Source organism: Nonomuraea sp. NPDC050556, from assembly GCF_044457355.1.
In the GTDB taxonomy this organism is placed as follows: Bacteria; Actinomycetota; Actinomycetes; order Streptosporangiales; family Streptosporangiaceae; genus Nonomuraea.
The window spans coordinates 2914267-2936473 of the sequence record NZ_JBITGU010000001.1 but is presented as its reverse complement, the minus strand read 5'-3'; the positions used below and the strand labels follow the sequence as shown (position 1 = coordinate 2936473).

Here is a 22207-nt window from a genome sequence, read left to right as displayed (position 1 = left end):
CAGGCCCGCGACACCTTCGGTCGCCTGAGCGTGACATGCGTCTCAGAGGCGGGTAAGGAAAGCACCCCGAAGCTTTGTTCTGTCCTGGCGACGCTTACTATCCGAGTCATGGAACTGGCAGCGGGCTTTCCTTCCGTGACCCGGGACGAGTGGCGGGAACTGGCCCTCGGTGTGTTGCGCAAGTCAGGCGCCCCCGAGGAGTCGCTGTACACGCGCACCTACGACGGCGTCCGGATCGCCCCCCTCTACGACGCCTCCGACCTGCCTGCCGCCCAGGTGCGCGGATCCAGGACGGACTGGGACGTACGGCAGCGCCACACGGTCGCCGACCCGGAAGCGGTCATGGCCGACCTGGAGAACGGCGTCACGTCGTTGTGGCTCGTGGTGGGGGAGGGCGCGATCGGCGTCGACGACCTGCCCGCGCTGCTGAAGGACGTCTATCTGGACCTGGCGCCGATCGTGCTGGAGTCCTCTTCGTCAGAGGCGGGCGAGGTGCTGCTGGAGCTGGCGGCCGCGCGCGGCGTCGCGCTGCGCGGCAACCTCGGCGCCCCCGGGCTCGCCGCCCGGTGCCTTCCGCATCCCGGCCTGCGGTCCGTCGTCGTGGACGGCACGCCGTACCACGACATGGGCGGGAGCGACGTCGAGGAGCTCGGCTGCTCGATCGCGCTCGGGGTCGGCCACCTGCGGGAGCTGACCGCGGCCGGGCTGACGATGGAGGAGGCGTTCGGGCAGCTGGAGTTCCGTTATGCGGCGAGTGCCGACCAGTTCGGCACGATCGCGAAGCTTCGGGCGGCGCGCAAGCTGTGGGCGCGGGTGGCCGAGGTGTGCGGGGTGGCGGCTGGGCAGGTGCAGCACGCTGTGACGTCGTCGGCGATGATGACGGCGCGCGATCCCTGGGTGAACATGTTGCGTACCACGCTGGCCTGCTTCGCCGCCGGGGTGGGCGGGGCTGATGCGGTGACCGTTCAGCCCTTTGACGCGTGTCTGGGGTTGCCTGACGGGTTCTCGCGGCGGATCGCCCGCAACACGCAGTCGTTGTTGCTGGAGGAGGCCGGGGTGGGGCGGGTGGCCGATCCTGGCGGTGGGTCTTATTACGTGGAGAGGCTTACGGCTGAGCTGGCCTCGCAGGCTTGGGCGTGGTTCCAGGAGATCGAGGCCGGGGCGAGCGTGGAGAAGCGGATCGCGGTGACGCGGGCGCGGCGGGACGACGACATCGCGCACCGGCGCTTCCCGATCACCGGGGTGAGCGAGTTCCCCAACTTGGGTGAGCGGCGCTTCTCTGCGACAAATACGGATATGTCGCGTTATGCGAGGCCGTTTGAGGCGTTGCGGGATCTGGCCGACGCTCAGCCCGTACGGCCCGCCGTGTTCCTGGCCACCATCGGGCCCGTCGCCGCCTACACCGCGCGCGCCTCGTTCGCCGCCAACCTGTTCCAGGCCGGTGGGCTGGACACCCCGTCGGCCGGGCCGGGCTCCGACCCCTCGTCGATCGCGGCCGCCTTCGCCGAGAGCGGATCGGCCGTCGCGTGCCTGTGTTCGTCCGACAAGCTGTACGGCGAGCACGCGGCCGCTGTCGCCGACGCTCTGCGGCGTGCGGGGGCTCGTAAGGTCTGGCTGGCTGGGAAGGGGGAGTACGACGGCGTGGACGCGCATGTGTACGCGGGGTGTGACGCGCTCGACGTGCTCCGCACGACCTTCGACGACCTGGGAGTGACGCGATGAGCTCGGTGCCCGACTTCACCGGTGTCGCGCTGGAGAGCGACGCGCCGGTCCCGCCGCCCTCGGTGGAGGGTCCCGACTGGGAGACGCCCGAAGGGATCGCGGTCAAGCCGGTCTACACGGCGGCGGACCTGGAGGGGCTCGACTTCCTGTCGACCTACCCGGGGGCTCCGCCGTACCTGCGCGGGCCGTACCCGACGATGTACGTCAACCAGCCCTGGACGATCAGGCAGTACGCGGGGTTCTCCACCGCGGAGGAGTCCAACGCCTTCTACCGGCGCAACCTGGCCGCCGGGCAGAAGGGGCTGTCGGTGGCGTTCGACCTGGCGACGCACCGGGGGTACGACTCCGACCATCCGCGCGTCGCGGGCGACGTGGGCATGGCGGGGGTGGCGATCGACTCGATCTATGACATGCGCATGCTTTTCGACGGCATCCCGCTCGACCGGATGTCGGTGTCGATGACCATGAACGGGGCGGTGCTGCCCATCCTGGCGCTGTACATCGTGGCGGCGGAGGAGCAGGGGGTTCCTCCTGAGGCGCTGCAGGGGACCATCCAGAACGACATCCTCAAGGAGTTCATGGTCCGCAACACCTACATTTATCCCCCGGCGCCGTCCATGCGAATTATTTCGGATATTTTCGCTTATACGAGCGTGCACATGCCGAAATTCAACTCCATTTCCATCTCCGGGTATCACATCCAGGAGGCCGGAGCGACGTGCGACCTGGAGCTGGCCTACACGCTGGCCGACGGGGTCGAATACCTGCGCGCCGGAGTCGCGGCCGGGCTCGACATCGACGCCTTCGCGCCGCGGCTGTCGTTCTTCTGGTGCATCGGGATGAACTTCTTCATGGAGGTCGCCAAGCTGCGCGCCGCGCGGTTGTTGTGGTCGCGGCTGGTCTCCGGATTCGGGGCGAAGAACCCGAAGTCGCTGTCGCTGCGCACCCACTCGCAGACCTCCGGCTGGTCCCTGACCGCGCAGGACGTCTACAACAACGTGGTCCGTACCTGCGTGGAAGCCATGGCCGCGACCCAGGGCCACACCCAGTCGCTGCACACCAACGCACTGGACGAGGCGCTGGCGCTGCCGACCGACTTCTCCGCCAGGATCGCCCGCAACACCCAGCTGCTCCTGCAGCAGGAGTCGGGCACCACGCGCGTGATCGACCCGTGGGCCGGGTCCTACTACGTGGAGCGGCTCACGCACGAGCTGGCCGCGCGGGCCTGGGAGCACATCGAGGAGGTCGAGGCGGCGGGCGGCATGGCCAGGGCCATCGACGCCGGGCTGCCCAAGCTGCGCATCGAGGAGGCGGCCGCCCGCACGCAGGCCCGCATCGACTCGGGGCGGCAGCCGGTGATCGGCGTCAACAAGTACCGTCCCGGCGCCGACGAACCCATCGACGTGCTCAAGGTCGACAACAGCCTGGTGCGGGCGCAGCAGCTCGACAAGCTGCGCCGCCTGCGCGCCGCGCGGTCTTCCGAGGAGGTACGGCAGGCGTTGGAGGCGCTGACCAAGGGCGCGGCCGGGGGAGAGAACCTCCTGGCGCTCGCGATCTCCGCGGCGCGCGCCAAGGCGACGGTGGGGGAGATCTCCGAGGCGCTGGAGCGGGTCTTCGGGCGGCACGCCGAGCAGGTGCGTACGATCTCCGGCGTGTATCGCGAGGAGGCCGGCCCGGTGGCCAACATCGAGCGGGTACGGCAGGCGTGCGCGGACTTCGAACGCGCGGAGGGGCGGCGGCCGCGCATCCTGGTCGCCAAGATGGGGCAGGACGGGCACGACCGGGGGCAGAAGGTCATCGCCACGGCCTTTGCCGACCTGGGGTTCGACGTGGACGTCGGCCCGCTGTTCCAGACGCCGGAGGAGGTGGCGCGGCAGGCGGTGGAGGCCGACGTGCACATCGTGGGGGTGTCGTCGCTGGCGGCTGGGCATCTGACGCTGGTGCCCGCGTTGCGCGCGGCGCTGGGGGAGCTGGACGCCGACTCGATCCTGATCGTGGTGGGCGGCGTGATCCCGCCGGGCGACTTCGACGAGCTACGCGCGGCGGGCGCGACGGCCATCTTCCCTCCGGGCACGGTCATCGCCGACGCCGCACTGGACCTCCTCGCAACCCTCTCCACCCACCTCAACCACTAACCACCCACCCCTCAACCCACTAACCCACCTCTGGGTACCCATCCCTGGGGGCGCCCACCTCTGGGCGTCCACCCCGGGAGGCGTCCACCCCGGGAGGCGTCCACCCCGGGAGGCGCCCACCCTGGGCGCTCACCCCTGGGCGCTCACCCCCTCAACCCACCCGTGGGCGCCCACCAATGGGCGCCCACCTGTACGGGCGTGCACCTCCCAGGGGGCTTGCTTGTGCAGGCGCCACTTGCACGCCTCCCCCTGCATGCGTCAGGTGGCCTGGCGGAGCGCGGCTGCCGTGGCCGCCGGGTCGTACCCGTCAGGGACACCCTCGACGAGGATCGCCGAAGCCTCGATGTGGCTAGTCCGAAGCGGCAGGATCGCCTGATAAGCCGCCGACCTGTACCACCCGCGCGCCTCCGCGATCCCAGGGAACGCGATCACCGCCACCGTCCCCTTCCACCCGCCCTCAAGCTCCTCCACCTCCCCGCCATGCACGATGAACCGCCCAGAAAAGGGATCAAGCGTCTCCTGGATCCGCTCCAGGTAATCCATCACGTCGGAGTGCCGCGAAAGCGTGGTGAAGTGCGCGATCGCATACCCGGGCCGGGTCACCGTACCCACCCAGCCCGCCAGAAGAGTCGTCTCATGCCGCGATCATCACCCGCGACCGGCCGACCTGGCTTGAACATCCTTGCGAGCTCAGGAAGCCGTCCCGGACACCGCCCAAGCCCGTGCGGTCAGCGGGATGGTCCCATCCGCCGCGTACGGCAAGCTGCCCCGCAGCCGTTCACGCAGGTCAGCCCGCCGCGCCGACGTCAGCGACATCGCGTAAGCAGGAGCCGCCCCCTGCCCGCCAAGGAACGGATCCCAGAAGTCATCGAATCCACTGAAGACAGTGGGCACGTCGATCGGCCCCACCACCACGTCCAGAACCCCGGCCCCCACCCAAAGGTCACGCAACGCCCCAGGACGGCACACCGGGAACCGTACGGACTCATCCAGCCCCGAATCGTCGGGTGCGGCCGCGATCGCGGCGTCCCAGAAGTGCCGCATCATCTCCATGCCCTCGGCGTAATCCCACACATACGCCGCCACCACCGCCCCCGGCGCCGCCACGCGGACCATCTCGCCGACCGCCAGCACATGGTCGGGAACGAAGTTCAACGCCAGCCCACTGACTACGGCCTCGAACCCATCGTCGGCCAGCGGCAGAGCCTGCGCGTCCCCCACCCGGAACTCCGCCCGCGCATCACCGACCGCACCCCTGGCCGTGGCCAGAAACCCCTCGGCCGGATCGACACCGACCACCCGCGCGGGCGAGGCCTCGGCGAGGATCGCCTGCGTCAGCGCCCCGGTACCACACCCCACATCCAGCCAGGTACGCCCGGCGGGAACCGAGAGCCGCCGCAGGAACTCCACCGCGACCCGCCGGCTCCAGCGCCCGACATAAGCCTCGTAAGCCTCGCCGACCTCCCAGACATCCCGCACCATGCGCCGAGCATACGACCAGAATCGGGCTCAGGCGCGGGGGATCTGCACCGTGATCTGGAGCCCGCCGTCCCGCCGGGGAAGCGCCTCCACCCGCCCTGACCACCGCGCGCACGATGAACAACCCCAGCCCCGTCCCGGCAGTCGGCGTACCTGGCCGGGGCGCCCAATCCATGCGCGAACGGCAGGACGGAGCCGCACCCGGCCAGTGAAAGACCAGCGGAAGGATTCTCATACGAGAGTTGTACGGAGAACCCGTTGAACAGCCGTTAAGCGATTTTGTTCAACTCGCCTTTATGGCGCTGCCCTTTTTCCATTCCGTCCAGTTCAGCTGCCAGTAGGACCAGCCGTTCTTCCAGTCGAGCTTGCGCTTCGTCCCGGTGATCTTCACGACGTCGCCGCGCTGGGCGATGCCGTAGAACCACTTCGCGCCCGCCGGGGTGGCGCGCACGCAGCCGTGGCTCTGGTTGGACCGGCCGAGGTACTGGTAGTCGCCGTAACTCTGGTGCACGTATTCACCGCTGTCCGAGATGCGCACCGCCCACGGAATCTCTTCCTTGTAATAACGCGGATCCTTGGGGTCGGTGACGCCCATCCACGCCGAGCTCATCGTCTCCAGCGGTTTCTTGCCCATGGTCAGGTGCACGCCGCTGGTGGTGAGGAAGACGTCGACGCCGTTCTTCACCATGCCGCCGCGCCCCGCGCTGATCGCGATGGACTTGACCAGCTTGCCATCCCTGCGCACCTTCATCACGTGCTTCTTGGTGTCGACCACCGAGATGTTCGCTGCGCCGACGGCGAACCGCCTGGTCACGTCCTTGCCGCCCTGGAGCTGGCTCAGCTTCGCGTTGAGCGTGACCTTCTGGTGGGCCGGCCAGAACGTCTTGGTGCGGTAGATGACCTTGGTGTCGGACACCCAGCGCCACGCGCCGTCGACCGGCCGCTCCGCCTGGACCTCCAGCAGCGCCTCCACCTCCGCCTTGGCCTCGACGGGCTTGGCGAAGGTGACGATGATCGGGAAGCCGACCCCGACCTTCTCCACGTCGTCCCCCATGGGGGTGATGTCGGAGATGACCGGCACGACGGCCGGTGCGGCGGCGGTGGCCTGAGCGGGCGCCGCGAAGAGGGAACTGGCCACGAAGAGGGCGGCGGCCAGGGAAATGGAACGGTTCACGACGAATGAGACGCTTGAGGCGTGGGTTTCGTTGATAACGATCATGCAACGCCGTACTGCAGGAGGATCGTGTCGATCCACCGGCCGTGCTTGAACCCCACCTCGCGCAGCCGTCCCGCCTCCTCGAACCCGAACGACCGGTGCAGCGCCAGCGAGGACGGGTCGCCGGTGTCGGCGATCACCGCGACCACCCGCCGCGCGCCCGCAGCCGCGCACTCGGCCAGCAGGGCGCCGAGCAGCGCGCGCCCCAACCCCTGGCCGGTACGGCCGGGCGCCAGGTAGATCGAGTTCTCCAGCGTGTGCCGGTAGGCGGGCTTGGGCCGGTATTGCGCCGCATAGGCGTATCCCGCGACCTCGCCGTCCACCTCGGCCACCAGGAACGGCCCGCCCCTGTCGAACCTGGCCCGCCACTCGGGCAGGCCGAGCGGCTCCTCGTCGAACGTGGCGACGGTCTCGGTCACGTAATAGGCGTAGATCGCGGCGATCTCGGGCAGGTCGGCCGGGGTGGCAGGACGCACGTTCACGCCGCATAGGGTACGGCTAGGCTGATCGGGTGCGTTCGCTGGGGGACTACGTCGACGGTGTGCTGGCCGGGTCGCGCACGTGGATCGCGCGGGCCATCACCCTGGTCGAGTCCACCAGGGCCGACCATGCCGAGCTGGCCCAGCGGTTGCTCGTCGAGCTGACCCCGCGCACCGGCGGCGCGCGCCGGGTGGGCATCTCCGGCGTTCCCGGCGTCGGCAAGTCGACGTTCATCGACGCCCTCGGCACCACGCTCACCGCAGAAGGCCACCGCGTCGCCGTACTCGCCGTCGACCCCTCCTCGACCAGGACGGGCGGCAGCATCCTCGGCGACAAGACCCGCATGGCCCGCCTGTCTGTCGACCCGCACGCCTTCATCCGGCCCTCGCCCACCTCGGGCACGCTCGGCGGCGTCGCCAAGGCCACCAGGGAGGCGATGGTCGTCGTGGAGGCGGCCGGGTTCGACGTCGTGCTCGTCGAGACCGTCGGCGTGGGCCAGTCGGAGACGGCCGTGGCCGACATGGTGGACACGTTCCTGCTGCTCAGCCTGGCAAGGACCGGCGACCAGCTGCAGGGGATCAAGAAGGGCGTGCTGGAACTGGCCGACGTGATCGCGGTCAACAAGGCCGACGGGGAGTTCTCGATGGCGGCGCGCAAGGCGGCCAGGGAGCTGGCGGGGGCGTTGCGGATGTTGCGCTCCGAGGGTCCGCCGCCGCCGGTGCTGACCTGCAGCGGGCTGACCGGGGACGGGCTGGCCGAGCTGTGGGCGCAGGTGATCGCGCACCAGGAGCGGCTCGACCTCGACGCCAAGCGGCGGGCGCAGCAGGTGCGGTGGACGTGGACGCTGGTGCAGAACCGGCTGCTGGCGGAGCTGCACGGCAACCCGTCGGTGTCGGCGCTGGCGGACTCGGTGGAGCGTGAGGTGCTCGACGGGAAACTGACCCCGTCGCTGGCCGCCGACCGCCTCCTCGCCGCCTTCAAGCGACTCTGAGAGCTCCCAGCAGACTCGGAAGCGCCCACAACTCTCCGGAGAAGAAACCCTCCCAACTCCTCTGTGCAAGGAGATGGGCGGGCTTTCTGTTGGGCGGTGCGCAAGGGCTTTCTCTTGGGCGCTCCAAGGCCCGGGTGCTCTCGCGGATTTGCGCCCCCAAGTATCTTAACGACCGGTCGGTCGTATATATTGGGACGCATGGCTGAGAGCAAGCTGGACGGGCGCAGGCTTCGGGGTGAGCGGAGCCGTGACGCGATCCTGGAGCGGGCGGTGTCGCTCGCGTCGACCGACGGGCTCGACGGGCTGTCCCTGGGGCGGCTCGCCGCAGCCGCAGGAGTCAGCAAGTCCGGATTTTTCGCGCATTGGCGCGACAAAGAGGAGCTGCAACTCGACGCCATCGACTGGGCCGCCCGCCAGTGGACCGACCGCATCGTCAAGCCCGCACTCGCCGAGCCCAAGGGCGTGCGAAGGATCTTCGCCCTGCATGAGGCGCGCCTGCGCTTCTACGCCGACGGCGTGCTGCCCGGCGGGTGCTTCTTCTTCACCGCCCAGGCGGAGTTCGACGACCGCCCGGGCCCGGTGCGCGACCGGATCGCCAAGGCCATGCGCGAGTGGCTCGCCTACCTGCACGGCCTGGTCGAGTCGGCCGTCGCGCTGGGCGAGCTGCCCGGCGTCGACCCGGCGCAGCTCGCCTTCGAGATCAACGCCCTGGGCGAGGCCACGGTCGCGCACGCCCGCCTGATCGACGCCGGGACCGCCTACGCGTTGTCGCGCCGAGCGGTCCTCGACCGTCTGCGCGCCCTGACCCCTGACCCCACGTTGCTACCGGAGGACTGAACCATGACTCTTCTTCTCGAAACCGGCCACACCCGGCCGGTAGAGGTACATTTCGACGATCTCGACGCGATGGGGCTGCTGCACAACTCCCGGTACGCGTTGCTGCTGGAGCGGGCGGTCAGCGCGTTCTGGATCGAGCTGGGGTGGCATTTCGACCCGTCCGCGTCCACGTTCAAGGACGTCTTCCTCGCCGTTCGCGAGTTCAAGATCACCTATAACGTGCCGATCGTGGGCGCGGGCCAGCCTTTGGTGCATTTCTGGATCGACCGGATGGGGACGACGAGCGCGGTGTACGGCTTCCGCATCCTGTCGCCCGACGGGAGCGTCGTGCACGCCGAGGGGCACCGGGTGAACGTGAACCTCGACCCGACGACGCTGCGCCCCCGGCCGTTCTCGGACGAACTGCGCGAGGCGGCGTCGGTGCTGCTCCGCGATCCGGCGTAGGCGTTCACTCGTAGCGGAGCAGGTCGCCGGGCTGGCACCCGAACGCGTCGCACAGCCGTACCAGCGTGGAGAAGCGGATCGCCTTGGCGTGGCCGTTCTTCAGGATCGACAGGTTCACCACGCTGATGCCCACGCGGTGGGACAGCTCGGTCAGTGTCAGCCCGCGCTCCTTGAGCATCTCGTCCAGGCGGACGCGGATGATGGGTTCCATCAGATGGTGGCCTCGACCTCTTTCAGCAGGATCAGGCCCCGCCGTACGATCTCCGACACGCCCAGGGCGGCGAATCCGGCCACGATCGCACCCAGCAGCGCCAGGGACGGCGGGTAGAACGGGTAGCTCCTGGTCAGCAGGATAGAGGCGAGGAGCGCTTCGGCGACCATGCCGACCAGCGCGGCGGCCAGGGAGCCGACGACGAGGATCCAGCCGAGCCTGCTCAGCAGGTCGGCGGTGACGTCGGAGAACAGCGCGCGATCGCCGGACCTGGCCCGGCGCAGCGCCCGCATCAGCGTGAACAGCGCGAGCAACACCGTCGCCACGCCGGGCGCCCAGCCGAGGAAGTGCACCAGGGCGACGAGGGGGCTCGCGCCCAGCGGGCGGACGATCACGTCGGTGGTGGCGTCGGTGATCACCGTCCCGTCGGCGGGGGTGGGGATCGGCGAGTCGTAGACGCGTAACTGGATGCCGAAGCCGTTGGGCGCGCCGGCGACGGCGATGATCACGTCGGCCCCGACGCCGACGATCGCGAGCAGGCAGCCGATGACGAGGATGAAGGTGAGCAGGGTTTCCAGGCGGATGAGCCAGCGTGTGGACATAACGATAATCGTAAATCACGATTATCGTTATGCCTAGGGGTTGCCGGAATCCGCCGCGCTGGGGACCGTGCCGCTGGATTTCGCCATTCTTGGCTGTACGGCTGAGCCGTCTGCTGCTCCGCGGGTGACGATCGGGGCATGAAGATCCTTGTCATCGCCGCCACCGGCAACGTCGGCACCCAGATCGTCGGACAGCTCCACGCCTCCGGCCACGCCGTACGCGCTGTCACCAGAGACCCGGCCGCTTCCGCCTTTCCCGCAGGTGTGGAGGTGGTTCGCGGGGATCTGTCGGAGCCGGGCAGCATCGGTGCCTGTCTGGGCGGGGTGGACGCCGCCTTCCTGCTCTGGCCCTTGCACAGCGGACGGCATCTGCCCGCCGTGCTCGACGTCATCGCCTCACGGGTGGGGCGGGTGGTGTTTCTCGGCACCGGTGGCGTGCCTGACCTCGGTTTCGAGGAGCAGGAGAGGCTGGTGCACGGGTGCGGGGTCCCGTCGACGGTGCTCAGGCCGAGCACGTTCGCGGTCAACACGCTGTGGTGGGCCGACCAGATCAGGGCGGGCGACGTCGTGTCAGGCGCTTTCGGCAAGCTGCCGATGACTTTGATCGACGAGATCGACATGGCCGCTGTGGCGGTGCGCGCGCTGACCGAGGACGGTCATTCCGGCGCGACGTACACGTTGACCGGCCCCGAGATCCTGACCCAGACCGAGCAGGTGGAGGTGATCGGCAAGGCTCTGGGGCGCCCGCTGCGGTGGCAGGAGCTGACCCGATCCCAGGCGAGGGCCCGCCTGCTCGCCGACCCCGGCTTCCCTGACTCCTTCGTGGACGTGCTTCTGGACGGCTACGCCCAAATGCTCGCCGGACCGCCCCCGACCACCACCGACACCGTAGAACGCCTGACCGGCCGCCCCGCCCACACTCTCCACGAATGGGCCACCCGCCACGCCCCCGACTTCACCTGACCCCGGCCACCTCTGGCAGTCGCCGTCCGTTCGTGATGGATGTTCAGGCGATGGCGGGGACCGGTGGCAGATGCTATGAAGAAAGCGTAGGGCCTGATGCTCGCGCGGCAGAGAAGGGGTATTTTGGCTTGCATTTGCCAGGGGTATGGTGTGGGCGTGACGACGTTGCGGATCAGTGACGCGGCAGCGCCGCTCGGAGTCAGCCCTGACACCGTTCGCCCGTGCCCAGATCGAGACCGGCTCGGTCGGCTCCTCGGCGCAACCGCTTCCGCGGGATCGTCACCGAGGTGATCCGTGACTCGTGGCCACCGCGGTGATCAAGTCCGTGGAGATCCCTGACCACGCGCGCGTGGTCAGCAGCTAATAAGGAGCCCCCCGTTGTTCAGACGTTTCTCGAAGTGGGTCGTGCCCGCCGCGCTCGTCGCCGGCCTGGTCGGTTGCGGTGCGTCGGCGAGCGAGGCCAAGGAGCTGACCGTGTTCGCGGCCGCGTCGCTGACCGGCACGTTCACCGAGCTCGGCAAGACGTTCGAGGCCGCCCACCCGGGCACGAAGGTGACGTTCAACTTCGGCTCCAGCGCCACCCTGGCCCAGCAGATCACCCAGGGCGCGCCGGCCGACGTGTTCGCCGCCGCCAGCCCGGCCACGATGAAGACCGTCGGCGCGGCAGCGGTGAGCCCCACCACCTTCGTGCGCAACAAGCTGGAGATCGCCGTCCCCGCCGCCAACCCGGCCAAGGTCGACGAGCTCGAGGACCTGGCCGACCCGAAGGTCAAGGTCGCCCTGTGCGCCGCGCAGGTGCCGTGCGGCGCGGCGGCGACCAAGGCGCTCGACGCGGCCGGGCTCAAGGTCACCCCGGTCACCCTGGAGCAGGACGTCAAGGCCACCCTCACCAAGGTGGAGCTGGGCGAGGTGGACGCGGCGCTGGTCTACAAGACCGACGTGCTGGCCGCCAAGGGCAAGGTGCAGGGCATCGACTTCCCCGAGGCGGAGAAGGCGATCAACGACTACCCGATCGCGGTGCTGTCGAAGGCGCCGGCCGGGGACCTGGCCAAGCAGTTCGTGGACCTGGTGCTGTCGCAGCAGGGCAAGGACGTGCTGACCAAGGCGGGCTTCGAGGCGCCCTGACCCGTGGAGAGCAGCCGTCCCGAGGCCGGGCACCCGCTCGGCGAGGCGTGCAACGCCATCTGCCTGGGCGGCCCGTGCCACGGCCTGCTCACCCACGTCGACCAGGACGTCGGCACCCTCACCGTGCGCGGCGCCCGCTATCGCGTCACTCGCGAGCGGGTTCGCTACTGCGGTCAGGCTGAGCCGTACATCGCCCTGCACTGGGCGGATCCGCGTCCCACCTGTCATCAGCGCTGATCCTGACCAGGCGCCGCGCGGTGCCCGTCACGGCCCAGCACCGACACCACGAAACGCAGCCGCTCGCCGGGGTCGAACAGCGGCCCGGCCGCGTTGAGCTCCCTATGCTGGTGGACGTGAGAATGGGAATGGTGGTCCTCGCGCTTGCCGTACCGATGTCACTGTTGAGCTGCGGCTCCGCGACGGCCGGAGGGGTCGAGCCAGGGAAGGTCTTCACGCTCGCGGTCGGCGACACCGCCCGCCTGGCGGACCCGGAGTACGCGGTGACGCTCACCGGGGTCGGCCAGGACAGCCGCTGCCCCGAGGGCGTCCAGTGCGTCTGGGAGGGCGACGCCGTGGTGACCGTACGGATCACCGCGGGCACCGCCGCACCCACCGAGCACGAGCTGCACACCAACGCCAGGTTCGCGACGGCGGTCACCGTGGCGGGCCACGAGTTGCGCCTCGTCGCCCTCAACCCGCACCCCAAGCAGGGAGTCACCCTCGCCGCGGACAGCTACCGGGCCGACTTCACGTTGCAGTAATTAGTACGATTTCGTAATATACGAAATCGTGAAGTCCTTGCTGGCGTTGCAGCGCGCCACCCACGCCACCCTGCAGCTCATCGCCGCCGAGCTCGTCGACCTCGACCTGACCGCCTCCGAGATCAACGTGCTCGCCAACCTCGCCGACGGGCAAGGCCGTACGGTGTCCCAGCTCGGCGCCGCAGCGGGCACCCGCCCCACGACGTTGACCAGCGTCCTGGACCGGCTGGAGCGCCGCGGCCACATCACCCGCGGCGCCCGCGCCGGCGACCGCCGCTCGGTGCTCATCGAACTCACCGACTCCGGGCGCGCGTCCGCCGCCCTGATCGAGCGCACGCTCGACGATCTCGAACGCCGCGCGCTGGACGGCCTGCCCGCCGAGGCGGTCGTCGGATTCCACGCCGTCCTGGAGGCACTGATCAAGGAGGGGTCGTGACATTTACGGATCTGATGGGAGAGGTGATGGCCACGGCCGACCGGTTCGGCCATCGCCAGCACGTCCACCTGACCTGGCTGGCCGTCCGCCGGTACGGCACGGCCGGGGCGGTAGAGGTGGTCAGCGACGGCATCCGGCAGACGGCCCGCTACGCGGGAGCGCCGCAGAAGTACAACGCCACGGTCAGCCGGGCCTGGGTCGAGCTGGTCGGCCACCACGCCGACGAGTCGGAAACAACCGACTTCGACGCCTTCGCCGCCCGGAACCCGGCGCTGCTCGACAAGAGGCTGCTGACCCGCTTCTACCGCCCGGCGACCCTGGCGGGCGCGCCCGCCAGGACCGGCTGGGTCGAGCCCGACCTCACGCCCTTCCCGTGGCAGCCACGCTGAGGACGATCTTGCCGGTCGTCCTGCCCGTCTCGCCCAGCCGCTGAGCCTCGCCCGCCTGCTCCAGGGGCAGGACGGCCTCGATCTCAATACGCAGCAGGCCCTCGTCCACCAGCCTGGCGATGGCCGCCATGCCCGCCTGGTCGGCCTCGACGGTCTGGTACTCCAGCCGCACGCCGCGCTCCTTGGCCGCTGCCTCCATGTCCCCGGGGTGCGAGAAGACGATGGCGACGAGGGTGCCGCCCCGGCGCATCGTCCGCAGGGAGCGCGGGCCGTACTCGCCGCCGACCGCGTCGAGCACGACGTCGACGTCGCGCACGGTCTCGGCGAAGTCGGCCGCGGTGTAGTCGATCACCTCGTCGGCGCCGAGGCCCAGGACGAAGTCGCGTTTGGGGCCGCTGGCCGTACCGATCACATAGGCGCCGAGAGCCTTGGCGACCTGCACGGCGACGTGGCCCACACCGCCCGCCGCCGCGTGGATCAGCACCCGCTGGCCCGGCTGGACATCGGCGGTGTCGACCAGCGCCTGCCAGGCGGTGAGCGCGACCACCGGCAGCGCCGCCGCCCGCACGTGGTCGATTCCTGCTGGTTTGCTGACGAAGTTCCTGGACGGCCCGGCCACGTACTCGGCGTAGGCGCCCGCGCCACGGGGGTAGTCGAGCATGCCGAAGACCTCGTCGCCCGGCTTGTGGAGCGTCACGCCCCTGCCGACGGACTCGACGGTGCCGGAGACGTCCCAGCCCACGACGAACGGTGGTTCGCCCAGGTAGAGGCCCGTCCTACGGTGGAGCCAGTCGGTCGGGTTGACGCCCGCCGCGTGGACCCTGATCAGGACGTCGGTGGGGCCGAGCGTGGGCCGGTCCAACTCGACGATGGTGAGCACGTCGGGGCCGCCCAGGACTTCTTGGCTGATGGCTCGCATGAACGCCCAGTGTGCTGGCAGCGGCGACGGGCGGACAGTGGCCTGATGGCCAACATGTGAAAGGATCAGGCCACGTTGAGGACGACGTTACCCGTCTTCTGCTCGGTCTCGACGTAGCGGGTCGCCTCGACCACGTCTTCGAGCGGGTAGCGGCGGTCGACGACCGCGCGGTACTTGCCCGCCTCGATGAGCTCCCTGAGGAAGCGGATGTCGTCCTTGCGGTATTCGGGGGGCACGGGGAAGATCACCCGTTTGGTGGTGAGGGCGAGGATCACGTTGCTCAGGTGGTCGGATGCCACGTAGACGCCGTCCTTGCCGAGCGAGTCCCTGCATCGGCGGTAGGAGTGCTTGCCGACGGCGTCGAAGATCACGTCGTAGGTGTTGCCGTTCCGGGTGAAGTCCTCGGCGAAGCGGTCGATGGCGTGGTCGGCGCCGAGCTCGCGGACGAGGTCCAGGCTCTCCGGCCCGCACACCGCGGTGATCTCGGCGTCGAAGTGCCTGGACAGCTGGACGACTGCGGTGCCGATGGAGCCGGACGCTCCGTACACGAGGATCCTGGTCCCGGCCCGGACCCGCGCGGGCCTGAGCCCGAGCAGCGCCAGCACCACACCGTCGCAGACCGCGCCCGCCTCCTCGAAGGGCAGGGCGTCGGGCATGTGGGCCAGGGGTGCGCTCTCCGGGACGCAGACGTAGTCGGCGTGCGCCCCGAACCGCCACGGGTTCAGCCCGAACACCCGGTCGCCCGGCTGGAACTCGGTGACCTCCGACCCGGCCGCCTCCACCTCACCGGCCAGCTCGCCGCCGAGAACCGGCCACTTCGGCCGCCGCAGCCCGGTGACGAACCTTCCGACGAACGGCTTGCCGGCGCGGAAGGCGCAGTCCGTCCTGCTGACCGTGGTCGCCCGGACCCTGACGAGCACCTCGTCGTCGGCGGGAACGGGCTTGGCGACGTCGTCGAGCCGCAGCACCTCGGGCGGCCCGTAGCGGTGGTGCACGATCGCGCGCATACCCGATCGTCAACCCCCGACCCCCACCTGTCCAGCGGCCCCGTCAGAGGCCGACCCAGCGGGTGCACTCCGGGTCCGGGGCCCAGCTCTTGTCGAAGACGAAGGCCCCACCGCCTCGCCCCTGTTGGGGTCGCGGGTGTAGCCGTTCACGAAGTGGTGTCACTGGCCGTCCTGGGTGCCGTTGTAGATGGAGGTGCGATCGGGGTCGCGCCGGTGACGCGGAACGAGCCGGTGAACCCATCCGACGAGCAGCTCTCGACGGTCTGGACCACCTCCATCGCCCGGGCTGGCCGGGTGTGCTAGATTTTGGCCATGCGGTCAGAAAATGAGGCAGACGGCCAGAAGCGGTCGTTCATCGAGGAGGCCAGGCGGGCGCAGATCATCGCCTCGGCCGTCGAGGTCATAGCGGAAAGCGGCTTCGCCAACGCGTCGCTCGCGCGGATCGCCCAGCACGCCGGCATCAGCAAGGGCGTCATCTCCTACCACTTCGCCGGCAAGGACGAGCTCATGGAGCAGGTCGTCGACACCGTCTATCAGGGCATCGCCGACTACGTCATGGCCAAAATGGAGGGCGAGACCACGGCCAACGGGCTGCTGAGGACGCACCTGCTCGCCGTAGCCGAGCACATGCGCGCCCAGCGCAACCAGCTCAAGGCGCTCGGCCAGATCTTCTACAACCTCCGCAAAGCGGACGGCGCCCCCAGATACAGCGTGGAGACCAACGAGCACGCCTTCCAGGCCCTGGAACGGATCTACCTCCTGGGCCAGAGCAACGGCGAGTTCCGGCAGTTCGACGTGCGCGTCATGGCGGTGACCCACTCCGGCGCCGTGGACAACATGTTCGCCTACTGGGTCACCTACCCCGAGCACGACCTCGACGCCCACGCGCGCGAGCTGGCGGACCTCTTCGAGCGGGCGGTGCGGGCATGAAGACGATGACCAGGCTCTACGCGATCGACAACCTGCGCGTCACCCTGACGGTCCTGGTGGTGGTCCACCACGTGGCGCTGACGTACGGCAACATCCCGCTCTGGTACTACACCGAGCCCGCCCAGGACCCCTCGGGCGCGGTCCTGGACATCCTGGTCTCCTTCAACCAGGCGTTCTTCATGGGCGCCTTCTTCCTCATCTCCGGCTTCTTCACCCCGGGCGCCTACGACCGCAGGCCGCAGACCTTCCTCAAGGAGCGGCTCAAGCGGCTGGGCATCCCGCTGCTGGTCTACCTGCTGCTGCTGAGGCCGCTGGCGACCATCGGCATCTACAGGCAGCAGGGGGACCTGCCGTACTGGAAGTTCTACCTCGGCTCCTGGGACCCGGGCCCGATGTGGTTCGTCGAGGTGCTGCTCGTCTTCGCCGCCCTCTACGCGCTGTGGCGCTCCACCGGCAGGCAGGTCGAGGCCAGGGAGGCGCCGCTCACCACCAAGGCCATCGTGCTGTTCACCGCCGGGCTGGCCGTGGTGACCGCGCTCTGGCGCGTGCTGGTGCCGATCGACACCTACGTGCCGGTGCTCGGCCTGCCCACGCCCGCCTACCTGCCGCAGTACGCGAGCCTGTTCGCCGTCGGCGTGCTGGCCGCCAGGCGCGGCTGGTACGAGAGCCTGCCCAGGCGCGCCGGGTGGATCGGCTTCGCCGTGACCGGCGCGGTCACCGTGGCGCTGCTGCCGTTCCTCGGCAACCCCGTCGCGCACGCGGTGTGGGACTCCACGTTCGCCGTCGGCATGATCCTCGGGCTCGTCGTGCTGTTCAGGGAGCGGTTCACCGGCGAGCACCGGTTCCTGTCCGACCAGGCCTACGCGGTGTACATCATCCACCCGCTCGTCCTGGTCGCCGTCGGCTACGCGCTGAGCGGATGGGAGGCGGCCGCGATCGTCAAGTTCGCCGTCGCCGCCGTGATCTGCGTGCCGTTGTGCTGGGGTGTGGCCTACCTCGTCCGGTCGCTGCCGGGAGCCAAGAGCGTAGTCTGATCGCCGATGAACATCAGACTGCCGCACGACTACGCCGACGAACTGCTCCGGCTGGCCGTACCCCACGAGGACGTCGACGGGGTCCTCGCCTCGGCCCCAGAGCCGGGCACCGAGGCCTGGGAGGTGCTGGAACGGTGCGTCAGCGCCCTGGTGTCCACGATGGGCGACCCGGAGGCCGACCCCGGGCCGCTCCTCGACCCGCCCCACCCCTACTTCTACACGCACGTCTACGCGGCCACCGCGCCGTTCACCCGGGCCTACCACCGCGAGCGCGGCGTTCCCGCCGACGTGTCGTGGGCGACGCTGGCCGACCTGGGCCGCCACATGGCCATCCACCGCGCGCGGTACGGCACGGGCGGCGTGCACGCGCCGTGGTGGCACCGGCTGGCCTACCGCGGCCTGCTGTTCGACCTGGGCAGGCTCCAGTTCGAGCGGGTACGGCTGCGCGAGCGCACCGCGCGCGCCGTGCGCGCGGCCGGAGTGGAGTTCGGCCAGGACGACCTGGCGCTGTCGGTGCACATCCCCAGGTTCCGCGGCCCCTTCACCCCCGAGGCCTGCGATGCGGCGTTCGAACGGGCGAAGGCGTTCTTCCCCGAGCACTTCCCCGAACGCCGCCACGACGTCGCGATCTGCGACTCGTGGCTGCTGGACGACCAGCTCGCCGAATACCTCACGGAAGAGTCCAACATCGTGCGCTTCCAGCGCCGCTTCCACCAGGAGTTCAAGCGCGAGGAGGACGGCGGCGTGGTCGAGTTCGTCTTCGGCCGTACGCTGCCGGTCGACGAGATGCCCCGCCGTACCACGCTCGAACGGGCCGTGGGCGACCACCTGCGGGCCGGGCGGACCTGGCACGGCACGGTCGGCTGGCTCAGCCTGAAGTGAGCATCTCCGGCAGCGGCGCGGGGGCGCCGTCGCGCACGCAGACGTAGGTCGCGGTGCCGACGGCCACCAGCTCCGTGCCGCAGGTGATGGTGAAGACCATGCCGAGCGAGGTGGTGCCGATCCTGCGAGGCCCGGTCTCCACGGACAGCACGTCGTCCAGCCTGGCCGGGCGGCGGTACTCGCACCCGCTGGCCGCGATCACCAGATCGGCGCCGTCCGCGCGGAGCGCCGGGTAGCCGCCCCTGGCGTCCAGCCAGTCCAGGAAGGCGTCCTCGAAGAACTCGTAGTAGCGCGCCGCGTGCACCATGGCCTGCGCGTCGCAGTGCCGAGGCCTGATCCGGATGCGCGAGATCACAAGGGCAACCTATCCGGAATTGGGCAGGATGACCTCTATGAGGTTGCGATCACGGCTGCACCAGTTGGACAAGCGCCTGTTCAAGGCGGTGGCTGAGGCACACCTGCCCGGACTCGAACGTGTCCTGCCACCGCTGTCGCGCGCGGCCGACAACGCGCTCCTCTGGGCGGGCGTCGCCGGGGCCTTCGCGCTCAGCGGGCGGCGCAGCCTGCGCAGGGCCGCCACGCGCGGCCTGCTGGCCGTCAGCCTGGCCAGCCCGCTGGTCAACCTGGCGGGCAAGCAGGCGTTCAACCGCAAGCGGCCGCTCGCCGACACGTTGCCGATGGGGAGGCTGCTGAAGACGCCGCTGTCGACGTCGTTCCCCTCAGGGCACTCGGCGTCCGCCGCGGCGTTCGCGACGGCGGTGGCGCTGGAGGCGCCGCTCGCGGTGGCCGTCCCCGTCGCGGTGGTGGCGGGCGCTGTGTGCTTCTCGCGCGTCTACACCGGGGTGCACTACCCGGGCGACGTGCTGGCCGGGGCGGCCATCGGGATCGCGACCGGGCTGGTCACCCGCAGGATCTGGCCGGAGGCGAACGAGGCGGGGCGGGCCAGGGCGTCCTCCACCGCGCCTGCCGTCGCGCTCGACCCGCTGGGTGAGGGCGTGGTCGCGGTGACGCACGACGAGGCGGTACGGCGGGAGCTGAGCGCTGCTCTGGGCAAGGCCGAGGTACTGGACGTCGAGACCGGTGACCTGGAAACGGCGATGCGGGAGGCGGCGGGGCGGGCCAAGGTGCTGGCGGCCGCCGGGGGTGACGGGACCGTCAACTGCGCGGCCCAGGAGGCTCTGGGGAAGGGCACGCCGCTGCTCGTGGTGCCCGCAGGGACGCTCAACCACTTCGCGGGGGCGCTCGGGGTGGGGAGCGTGGAGGAGGCGGTGGAGGCCTACCGGTCGGGGAACCTGGTCGCTGTCGACGTGGGGGAGGTGGCGGGGCGGGTGTTCGTCAACAACGCCAGCCTGGGCCTCTACCCGGAGCTCGTGGACCGGCGGGAGGCGCGGCAGCGGCGGATCGGCAAGTGGCCCGCGCTCTTGTGGGCCCTCGGTGAGGTGCTCGGGAAGGACGCGTCGCCCTTCGAGGTGTCGGTGGACGGCGTGCCGTACCGGGCGTGGTTGCTGTTCGTGGGGAACTGCCGGTACGACTCGCGCGGGGCGGCGCCTACGACGCGGCAGCGGCTGGAGGACGGGGTGCTGGACATCCGCCTCCTGACCGCCGCGCGCACGCTGCCCCGGCTGCGGGCGTTCGGGAGCGTCATCACCGGACGGCTCGGCATCTCCCGCCACTACCGGCAGTGGCAGGCGGACACCGTCCGCGTCTCCTCACCGTCAGGAACGATCAGATTGGCAAGAGACGGCGAGACGTTCAGCGCGGAGGGTGAGGTCGTCTTCACCAAACACCCCCGCGCCCTGCACGTGTTTCAGCCGTCGTAGAAGGAGTCGAGGGTTTTGCCGTTGTGTTCCTCGACGACCTTGCGCTTGACCTTGAGGCTGGCGGTCAGCTCGCCGCCCTCGACGGTGAAGTCGTCGGCGAGAATCGCGAACTTCTTGACCGTCGAATAGCTCGGCAGGTCCGCGTTCACCTGCTTGATCGCCGCCTCCACCTCCGCCCGCATCCGCGGGTGCTCGCGCAGCTCCTCCGCCGACGCCGGCAGCCCCTCGGACTCCGCCCAGGGCTTGACGACCTCCATGTCCAGCGTCACCAGCGCCGTGCAGTAGTTACGCCGGTCCCCGTGCACGAACACGTGCGACAGATACGGGCAGGCCGCCTTGATCCGCCCCTCCAGGAACGTCGGCGCCACGTACTTGCCACCAGACGTCTTGATGAGCTCCTTCTTGCGGTCGGTGATCCGCAGCCGCCCGGCGGAGTCGAGCTCGCCGATGTCGCCCGTGTGCAGCCACCCGTCCTCCAGCGCGTCCGCCGTCTCGCCCGGCAGCCCGTGGTAGCCGCGCATCACGCCCCGCCCGCCGACCAGCACCTCGCCGTCCTCGGCTATCCGCACCTCGGTCCCGGGGAACGGCAGCCCGACGGACCCGAACGCGTAGGAGTCCGGCCGGTTGAGGAAGCTCCCGGCCGACGTCTCGGTCAGGCCGTACCCCTCCAGGATGGTCAGCCCAGCCCCGTCGAAGAACTCCGCGACGTCGATCGACAGGGGAGCGGCGCCGGAGATGAAGAAGCGGATCCGCCCGCCGAACCGCTCGCGCAGCTTGCCGAACACGAGCCGGTCGGCCAGCGCGTACTCCACCCGCGTCGTCAGCGGCAGCGCCGCCCCGCGCTGGCGCGCCCTGCTGACCCTGATGCCCGTCTTCTTCGCCCAGGCGAAGATGCGCGCCTTGGGACCGCCCTCACGCTGTACGGTCGCCACCACCGTGTTGTGGATCTTCTCGAAGATGCGGGGCGCGGCCGCCATGAAGGTCGGCCTGAGCTCGCCCAGGTTCGCCGCGATCTTGTCCAGCCGCCCGTCGATCGCCGTCGCCACGCCGATGTCGATCATGACGACCTCCAGCAGCTTGCCGAAGGAGTGCGACAGCGGCAGCCACAGGAAGTGCAGGTCGTCGCCGGACAGCACGTCGACCTCGCGGACGGCCTGCGCCGCGTACAGCCAGTTGTCGTGGGTCAGCTCCACGCCCTTCGGCCGCCCGGTCGTGCCCGAGGTGTAGATGAGCGTCGCCAGGTCCTCGGGGCCGATCGCGTCGACCATGGCGTCGTAGTCGCCGTCGCCCTTGACGTCGTCCAGGCGCGTCACCCAGCCGTCGTCGCCCGCCGTACCGTCGATGACCACCACGTGGGTGACGCCGGGCAGCTCGTCTCGGACGGACCTCAGCTTGGCCACCTGGTCGTCGTTCTCGGCGATGACGATCGTGCTGCCGGAGTCGTTGATGACGAACGCGCACTCCGCCGCGGTGTTGGACGGGTAGATCGTCGTGGTCGCCGCACCCGTGGCCAGCACGGCCAGGTCGGCGATGATCCACTCGATGCGGGTCGAGCACAGGATCGAGACCCGGTGGTCGCCGCTCGCGCCGAGCCCGGCCAGGCCGAGCGCGAGGGGCCGCACGCGGGCGTCCACCTCGGACCACGTCAGCGACGTCCAGCCGGACTCGCCTGGGGAACGGTAGGCCTCCGCGTCCGGGGTCGCCTTCACCCGATCGCGCAGCAGGGCGGGAATGCTGGACATGCCTGACCTCCAGAGGGGCGTGCTGCTGAGCCCGACTCTAGGACGAACGCACTGTGTCAGTCGATGGTCCTGATCGGTTACG

General features: G+C 69.9%; 25 protein-coding genes. 15 read left to right on the top strand and 10 right to left on the bottom strand.

Annotated features, from left to right (window positions below; translation table 11 throughout):
- Positions 1-108: 108 nt before the first annotated feature.
- Together ACIBG8_RS14095 and scpA are read left to right on the top strand one after the other, a co-directional pair.
- Complete coding sequence (locus ACIBG8_RS14095; RefSeq protein WP_397343102.1) at positions 109-1722, top strand: methylmalonyl-CoA mutase family protein; 1614 nt, start codon at positions 109-111, stop codon at positions 1720-1722.
- Positions 1719-3857: a methylmalonyl-CoA mutase gene (gene scpA, locus ACIBG8_RS14090; RefSeq protein ID WP_397343101.1), complete on the top strand. Its 2139-nt coding sequence runs from the start codon at positions 1719-1721 to the stop codon at positions 3855-3857. Before ACIBG8_RS14095 ends, scpA begins: the two co-directional genes overlap by 4 nt.
- A gap of 258 nt (positions 3858-4115) precedes the next feature.
- On the opposite strand, the gene ACIBG8_RS14085 is transcribed toward scpA, so the two are convergent.
- The 4 genes from ACIBG8_RS14085 to ACIBG8_RS14070 all read right to left on the bottom strand — a co-directional run bounded on the left by ACIBG8_RS14085 (position 4116) and on the right by ACIBG8_RS14070 (position 7034).
- Entirely contained in the window at positions 4116-4460 is a 345-nt protein-coding gene (locus tag ACIBG8_RS14085; RefSeq protein ID WP_397343100.1) for a DUF1330 domain-containing protein, read from the bottom strand.
- A gap of 87 nt (positions 4461-4547) precedes the next feature.
- Positions 4548-5339 carry a class I SAM-dependent methyltransferase gene (locus ACIBG8_RS14080; RefSeq protein WP_397343099.1) on the bottom strand — a complete coding sequence of 264 codons (792 nt, stop codon included), beginning with the start codon at positions 5337-5339 and terminating at the stop codon, positions 4548-4550.
- 280 nt (positions 5340-5619) lie between these two features.
- A complete protein-coding gene (locus tag ACIBG8_RS14075; protein WP_397343098.1) occupies positions 5620-6510 on the bottom strand; it encodes a L,D-transpeptidase in 891 nt (296 codons plus the stop codon).
- A 41-nt stretch (positions 6511-6551) separates the two neighbouring features.
- On the bottom strand, positions 6552-7034 hold the full coding sequence (locus ACIBG8_RS14070; protein ID WP_397343097.1) for a GNAT family N-acetyltransferase: 483 nt from the start codon (positions 7032-7034) through the stop codon (positions 6552-6554).
- Positions 7035-7063: 29 nt separating this feature from the next.
- On the opposite strand from ACIBG8_RS14070, the gene meaB reads away from it, so the two are divergent.
- From meaB to ACIBG8_RS14055, 3 genes are all read left to right on the top strand, one after another.
- Positions 7064-8023: a methylmalonyl Co-A mutase-associated GTPase MeaB gene (meaB, locus tag ACIBG8_RS14065; protein ID WP_397343096.1), complete on the top strand. Its 960-nt coding sequence runs from the start codon at positions 7064-7066 to the stop codon at positions 8021-8023.
- 198 nt (positions 8024-8221) lie between these two features.
- Positions 8222-8860: a TetR/AcrR family transcriptional regulator gene (locus ACIBG8_RS14060; RefSeq protein WP_397343095.1), complete on the top strand. Its 639-nt coding sequence runs from the start codon at positions 8222-8224 to the stop codon at positions 8858-8860.
- A gap of 3 nt (positions 8861-8863) precedes the next feature.
- A complete protein-coding gene (locus tag ACIBG8_RS14055) occupies positions 8864-9304 on the top strand; it encodes an acyl-CoA thioesterase (protein WP_397343094.1) in 441 nt (146 codons plus the stop codon).
- 4 nt (positions 9305-9308) lie between these two features.
- Here the strand turns inward: ACIBG8_RS14055 and ACIBG8_RS14050 are convergent, their stop codons facing one another.
- Positions 9309-9515: a helix-turn-helix domain-containing protein gene (locus ACIBG8_RS14050; RefSeq protein WP_397343093.1), complete on the bottom strand. Its 207-nt coding sequence runs from the start codon at positions 9513-9515 to the stop codon at positions 9309-9311.
- Positions 9515-10117: a hypothetical protein gene (locus ACIBG8_RS14045; RefSeq protein WP_397343092.1), complete on the bottom strand. Its 603-nt coding sequence runs from the start codon at positions 10115-10117 to the stop codon at positions 9515-9517. The genes ACIBG8_RS14050 and ACIBG8_RS14045 overlap by 1 nt, the downstream gene beginning before the upstream one ends.
- A 138-nt stretch (positions 10118-10255) precedes the next feature.
- Between ACIBG8_RS14045 and ACIBG8_RS14040 the strand changes: the two genes are divergently transcribed.
- The 6 genes from ACIBG8_RS14040 to ACIBG8_RS14015 all read left to right on the top strand — a co-directional run bounded on the left by ACIBG8_RS14040 (position 10256) and on the right by ACIBG8_RS14015 (position 13791).
- Complete coding sequence (locus ACIBG8_RS14040; RefSeq protein WP_397343091.1) at positions 10256-11080, top strand: NmrA family NAD(P)-binding protein; 825 nt, start codon at positions 10256-10258, stop codon at positions 11078-11080.
- A 378-nt stretch (positions 11081-11458) separates the two neighbouring features.
- Complete coding sequence (modA, locus tag ACIBG8_RS14035; RefSeq protein ID WP_397343090.1) at positions 11459-12205, top strand: molybdate ABC transporter substrate-binding protein; 747 nt, start codon at positions 11459-11461, stop codon at positions 12203-12205.
- A gap of 3 nt (positions 12206-12208) precedes the next feature.
- The gene (locus ACIBG8_RS14030) at positions 12209-12442 is read left to right on the top strand and encodes a hypothetical protein (RefSeq protein ID WP_397343089.1); all 234 of its coding nucleotides are present in this window, start codon (positions 12209-12211) and stop codon (positions 12440-12442) included.
- A 116-nt stretch (positions 12443-12558) separates the two neighbouring features.
- Positions 12559-12966 (top strand): hypothetical protein, encoded by a 408-nt coding sequence (locus tag ACIBG8_RS14025; RefSeq protein ID WP_397343088.1) that lies wholly within the window; start codon positions 12559-12561, stop codon positions 12964-12966.
- A 28-nt stretch (positions 12967-12994) separates the two neighbouring features.
- Positions 12995-13402 carry a MarR family winged helix-turn-helix transcriptional regulator gene (locus ACIBG8_RS14020; RefSeq protein ID WP_397343087.1) on the top strand — a complete coding sequence of 136 codons (408 nt, stop codon included), beginning with the start codon at positions 12995-12997 and terminating at the stop codon, positions 13400-13402.
- A complete protein-coding gene (locus ACIBG8_RS14015; RefSeq protein ID WP_397343086.1) occupies positions 13399-13791 on the top strand; it encodes a hypothetical protein in 393 nt (130 codons plus the stop codon). Before ACIBG8_RS14020 ends, ACIBG8_RS14015 begins: the two co-directional genes overlap by 4 nt.
- Here ACIBG8_RS14015 and ACIBG8_RS14010 read toward each other — a convergent pair.
- Together ACIBG8_RS14010 and ACIBG8_RS14005 are read right to left on the bottom strand one after the other, a co-directional pair.
- Entirely contained in the window at positions 13763-14710 is a 948-nt protein-coding gene (locus ACIBG8_RS14010; RefSeq protein WP_397343085.1) for an NADP-dependent oxidoreductase, read from the bottom strand. The two genes, ACIBG8_RS14015 and ACIBG8_RS14010, sit on opposite strands and share 29 nt — an antisense overlap.
- A 65-nt stretch (positions 14711-14775) precedes the next feature.
- Complete coding sequence (locus ACIBG8_RS14005) at positions 14776-15717, bottom strand: NAD(P)-dependent alcohol dehydrogenase (RefSeq protein ID WP_397343084.1); 942 nt, start codon at positions 15715-15717, stop codon at positions 14776-14778.
- A gap of 312 nt (positions 15718-16029) precedes the next feature.
- Between ACIBG8_RS14005 and ACIBG8_RS14000 the strand changes: the two genes are divergently transcribed.
- Genes ACIBG8_RS14000 through ACIBG8_RS13990 form a run of 3 tightly spaced genes read left to right on the top strand, consistent with a single transcriptional unit; the run spans position 16030 to position 18563 of the window.
- The gene (locus ACIBG8_RS14000) at positions 16030-16647 is read left to right on the top strand and encodes a TetR/AcrR family transcriptional regulator (RefSeq protein WP_397343083.1); all 618 of its coding nucleotides are present in this window, start codon (positions 16030-16032) and stop codon (positions 16645-16647) included.
- Complete coding sequence (locus tag ACIBG8_RS13995; RefSeq protein ID WP_397343082.1) at positions 16644-17681, top strand: acyltransferase family protein; 1038 nt, start codon at positions 16644-16646, stop codon at positions 17679-17681. The genes ACIBG8_RS14000 and ACIBG8_RS13995 overlap by 4 nt, the downstream gene beginning before the upstream one ends.
- A 6-nt stretch (positions 17682-17687) precedes the next feature.
- Positions 17688-18563: an acyltransferase domain-containing protein gene (locus ACIBG8_RS13990; RefSeq protein WP_397343081.1), complete on the top strand. Its 876-nt coding sequence runs from the start codon at positions 17688-17690 to the stop codon at positions 18561-18563.
- Here ACIBG8_RS13990 and ACIBG8_RS13985 read toward each other — a convergent pair.
- Positions 18550-18918, bottom strand: coding sequence for an acyl-CoA thioesterase (locus tag ACIBG8_RS13985; RefSeq protein WP_397343080.1), 369 nt, complete (start codon positions 18916-18918; stop codon positions 18550-18552). The genes ACIBG8_RS13990 and ACIBG8_RS13985 overlap by 14 nt on opposite strands.
- A gap of 37 nt (positions 18919-18955) precedes the next feature.
- Between ACIBG8_RS13985 and ACIBG8_RS13980 the strand changes: the two genes are divergently transcribed.
- On the top strand, positions 18956-20383 hold the full coding sequence (locus tag ACIBG8_RS13980; protein WP_397343079.1) for a bifunctional phosphatase PAP2/diacylglycerol kinase family protein: 1428 nt from the start codon (positions 18956-18958) through the stop codon (positions 20381-20383).
- Here the strand turns inward: ACIBG8_RS13980 and ACIBG8_RS13975 are convergent.
- A complete protein-coding gene (locus ACIBG8_RS13975) occupies positions 20371-22125 on the bottom strand; it encodes an AMP-dependent synthetase/ligase (RefSeq protein WP_397343078.1) in 1755 nt (584 codons plus the stop codon). The two genes, ACIBG8_RS13980 and ACIBG8_RS13975, sit on opposite strands and share 13 nt — an antisense overlap.
- Positions 22126-22207 lie beyond the last annotated feature (82 nt).

Coding starts and splice junctions, on each gene's coding strand:
- scpA (WP_397343101.1), top strand. CDS start 1,719: ATGAGCTCGGTGCCCGACTTCACCGGTGTCGCGCTGGAGAGCGACGCG.
- ACIBG8_RS14005 (WP_397343084.1), bottom strand. CDS start 15,717: ATGCGCGCGATCGTGCACCACCGCTACGGGCCGCCCGAGGTGCTGCGG.
- ACIBG8_RS14050 (WP_397343093.1), bottom strand. CDS start 9,515: ATGGAACCCATCATCCGCGTCCGCCTGGACGAGATGCTCAAGGAGCGC.
- ACIBG8_RS13990 (WP_397343081.1), top strand. CDS start 17,688: ATGAACATCAGACTGCCGCACGACTACGCCGACGAACTGCTCCGGCTG.
- ACIBG8_RS14080 (WP_397343099.1), bottom strand. CDS start 5,339: ATGGTGCGGGATGTCTGGGAGGTCGGCGAGGCTTACGAGGCTTATGTC.
- ACIBG8_RS14000 (WP_397343083.1), top strand. CDS start 16,030: ATGCGGTCAGAAAATGAGGCAGACGGCCAGAAGCGGTCGTTCATCGAG.
- ACIBG8_RS14060 (WP_397343095.1), top strand. CDS start 8,222: ATGGCTGAGAGCAAGCTGGACGGGCGCAGGCTTCGGGGTGAGCGGAGC.
- ACIBG8_RS14010 (WP_397343085.1), bottom strand. CDS start 14,710: ATGCGAGCCATCAGCCAAGAAGTCCTGGGCGGCCCCGACGTGCTCACC.
- ACIBG8_RS13995 (WP_397343082.1), top strand. CDS start 16,644: ATGAAGACGATGACCAGGCTCTACGCGATCGACAACCTGCGCGTCACC.
- ACIBG8_RS14095 (WP_397343102.1), top strand. CDS start 109: ATGGAACTGGCAGCGGGCTTTCCTTCCGTGACCCGGGACGAGTGGCGG.
- ACIBG8_RS13980 (WP_397343079.1), top strand. CDS start 18,956: ATGAGGTTGCGATCACGGCTGCACCAGTTGGACAAGCGCCTGTTCAAG.
- ACIBG8_RS13975 (WP_397343078.1), bottom strand. CDS start 22,125: ATGTCCAGCATTCCCGCCCTGCTGCGCGATCGGGTGAAGGCGACCCCG.
- ACIBG8_RS14040 (WP_397343091.1), top strand. CDS start 10,256: ATGAAGATCCTTGTCATCGCCGCCACCGGCAACGTCGGCACCCAGATC.
- ACIBG8_RS14045 (WP_397343092.1), bottom strand. CDS start 10,117: ATGTCCACACGCTGGCTCATCCGCCTGGAAACCCTGCTCACCTTCATC.
- ACIBG8_RS14055 (WP_397343094.1), top strand. CDS start 8,864: ATGACTCTTCTTCTCGAAACCGGCCACACCCGGCCGGTAGAGGTACAT.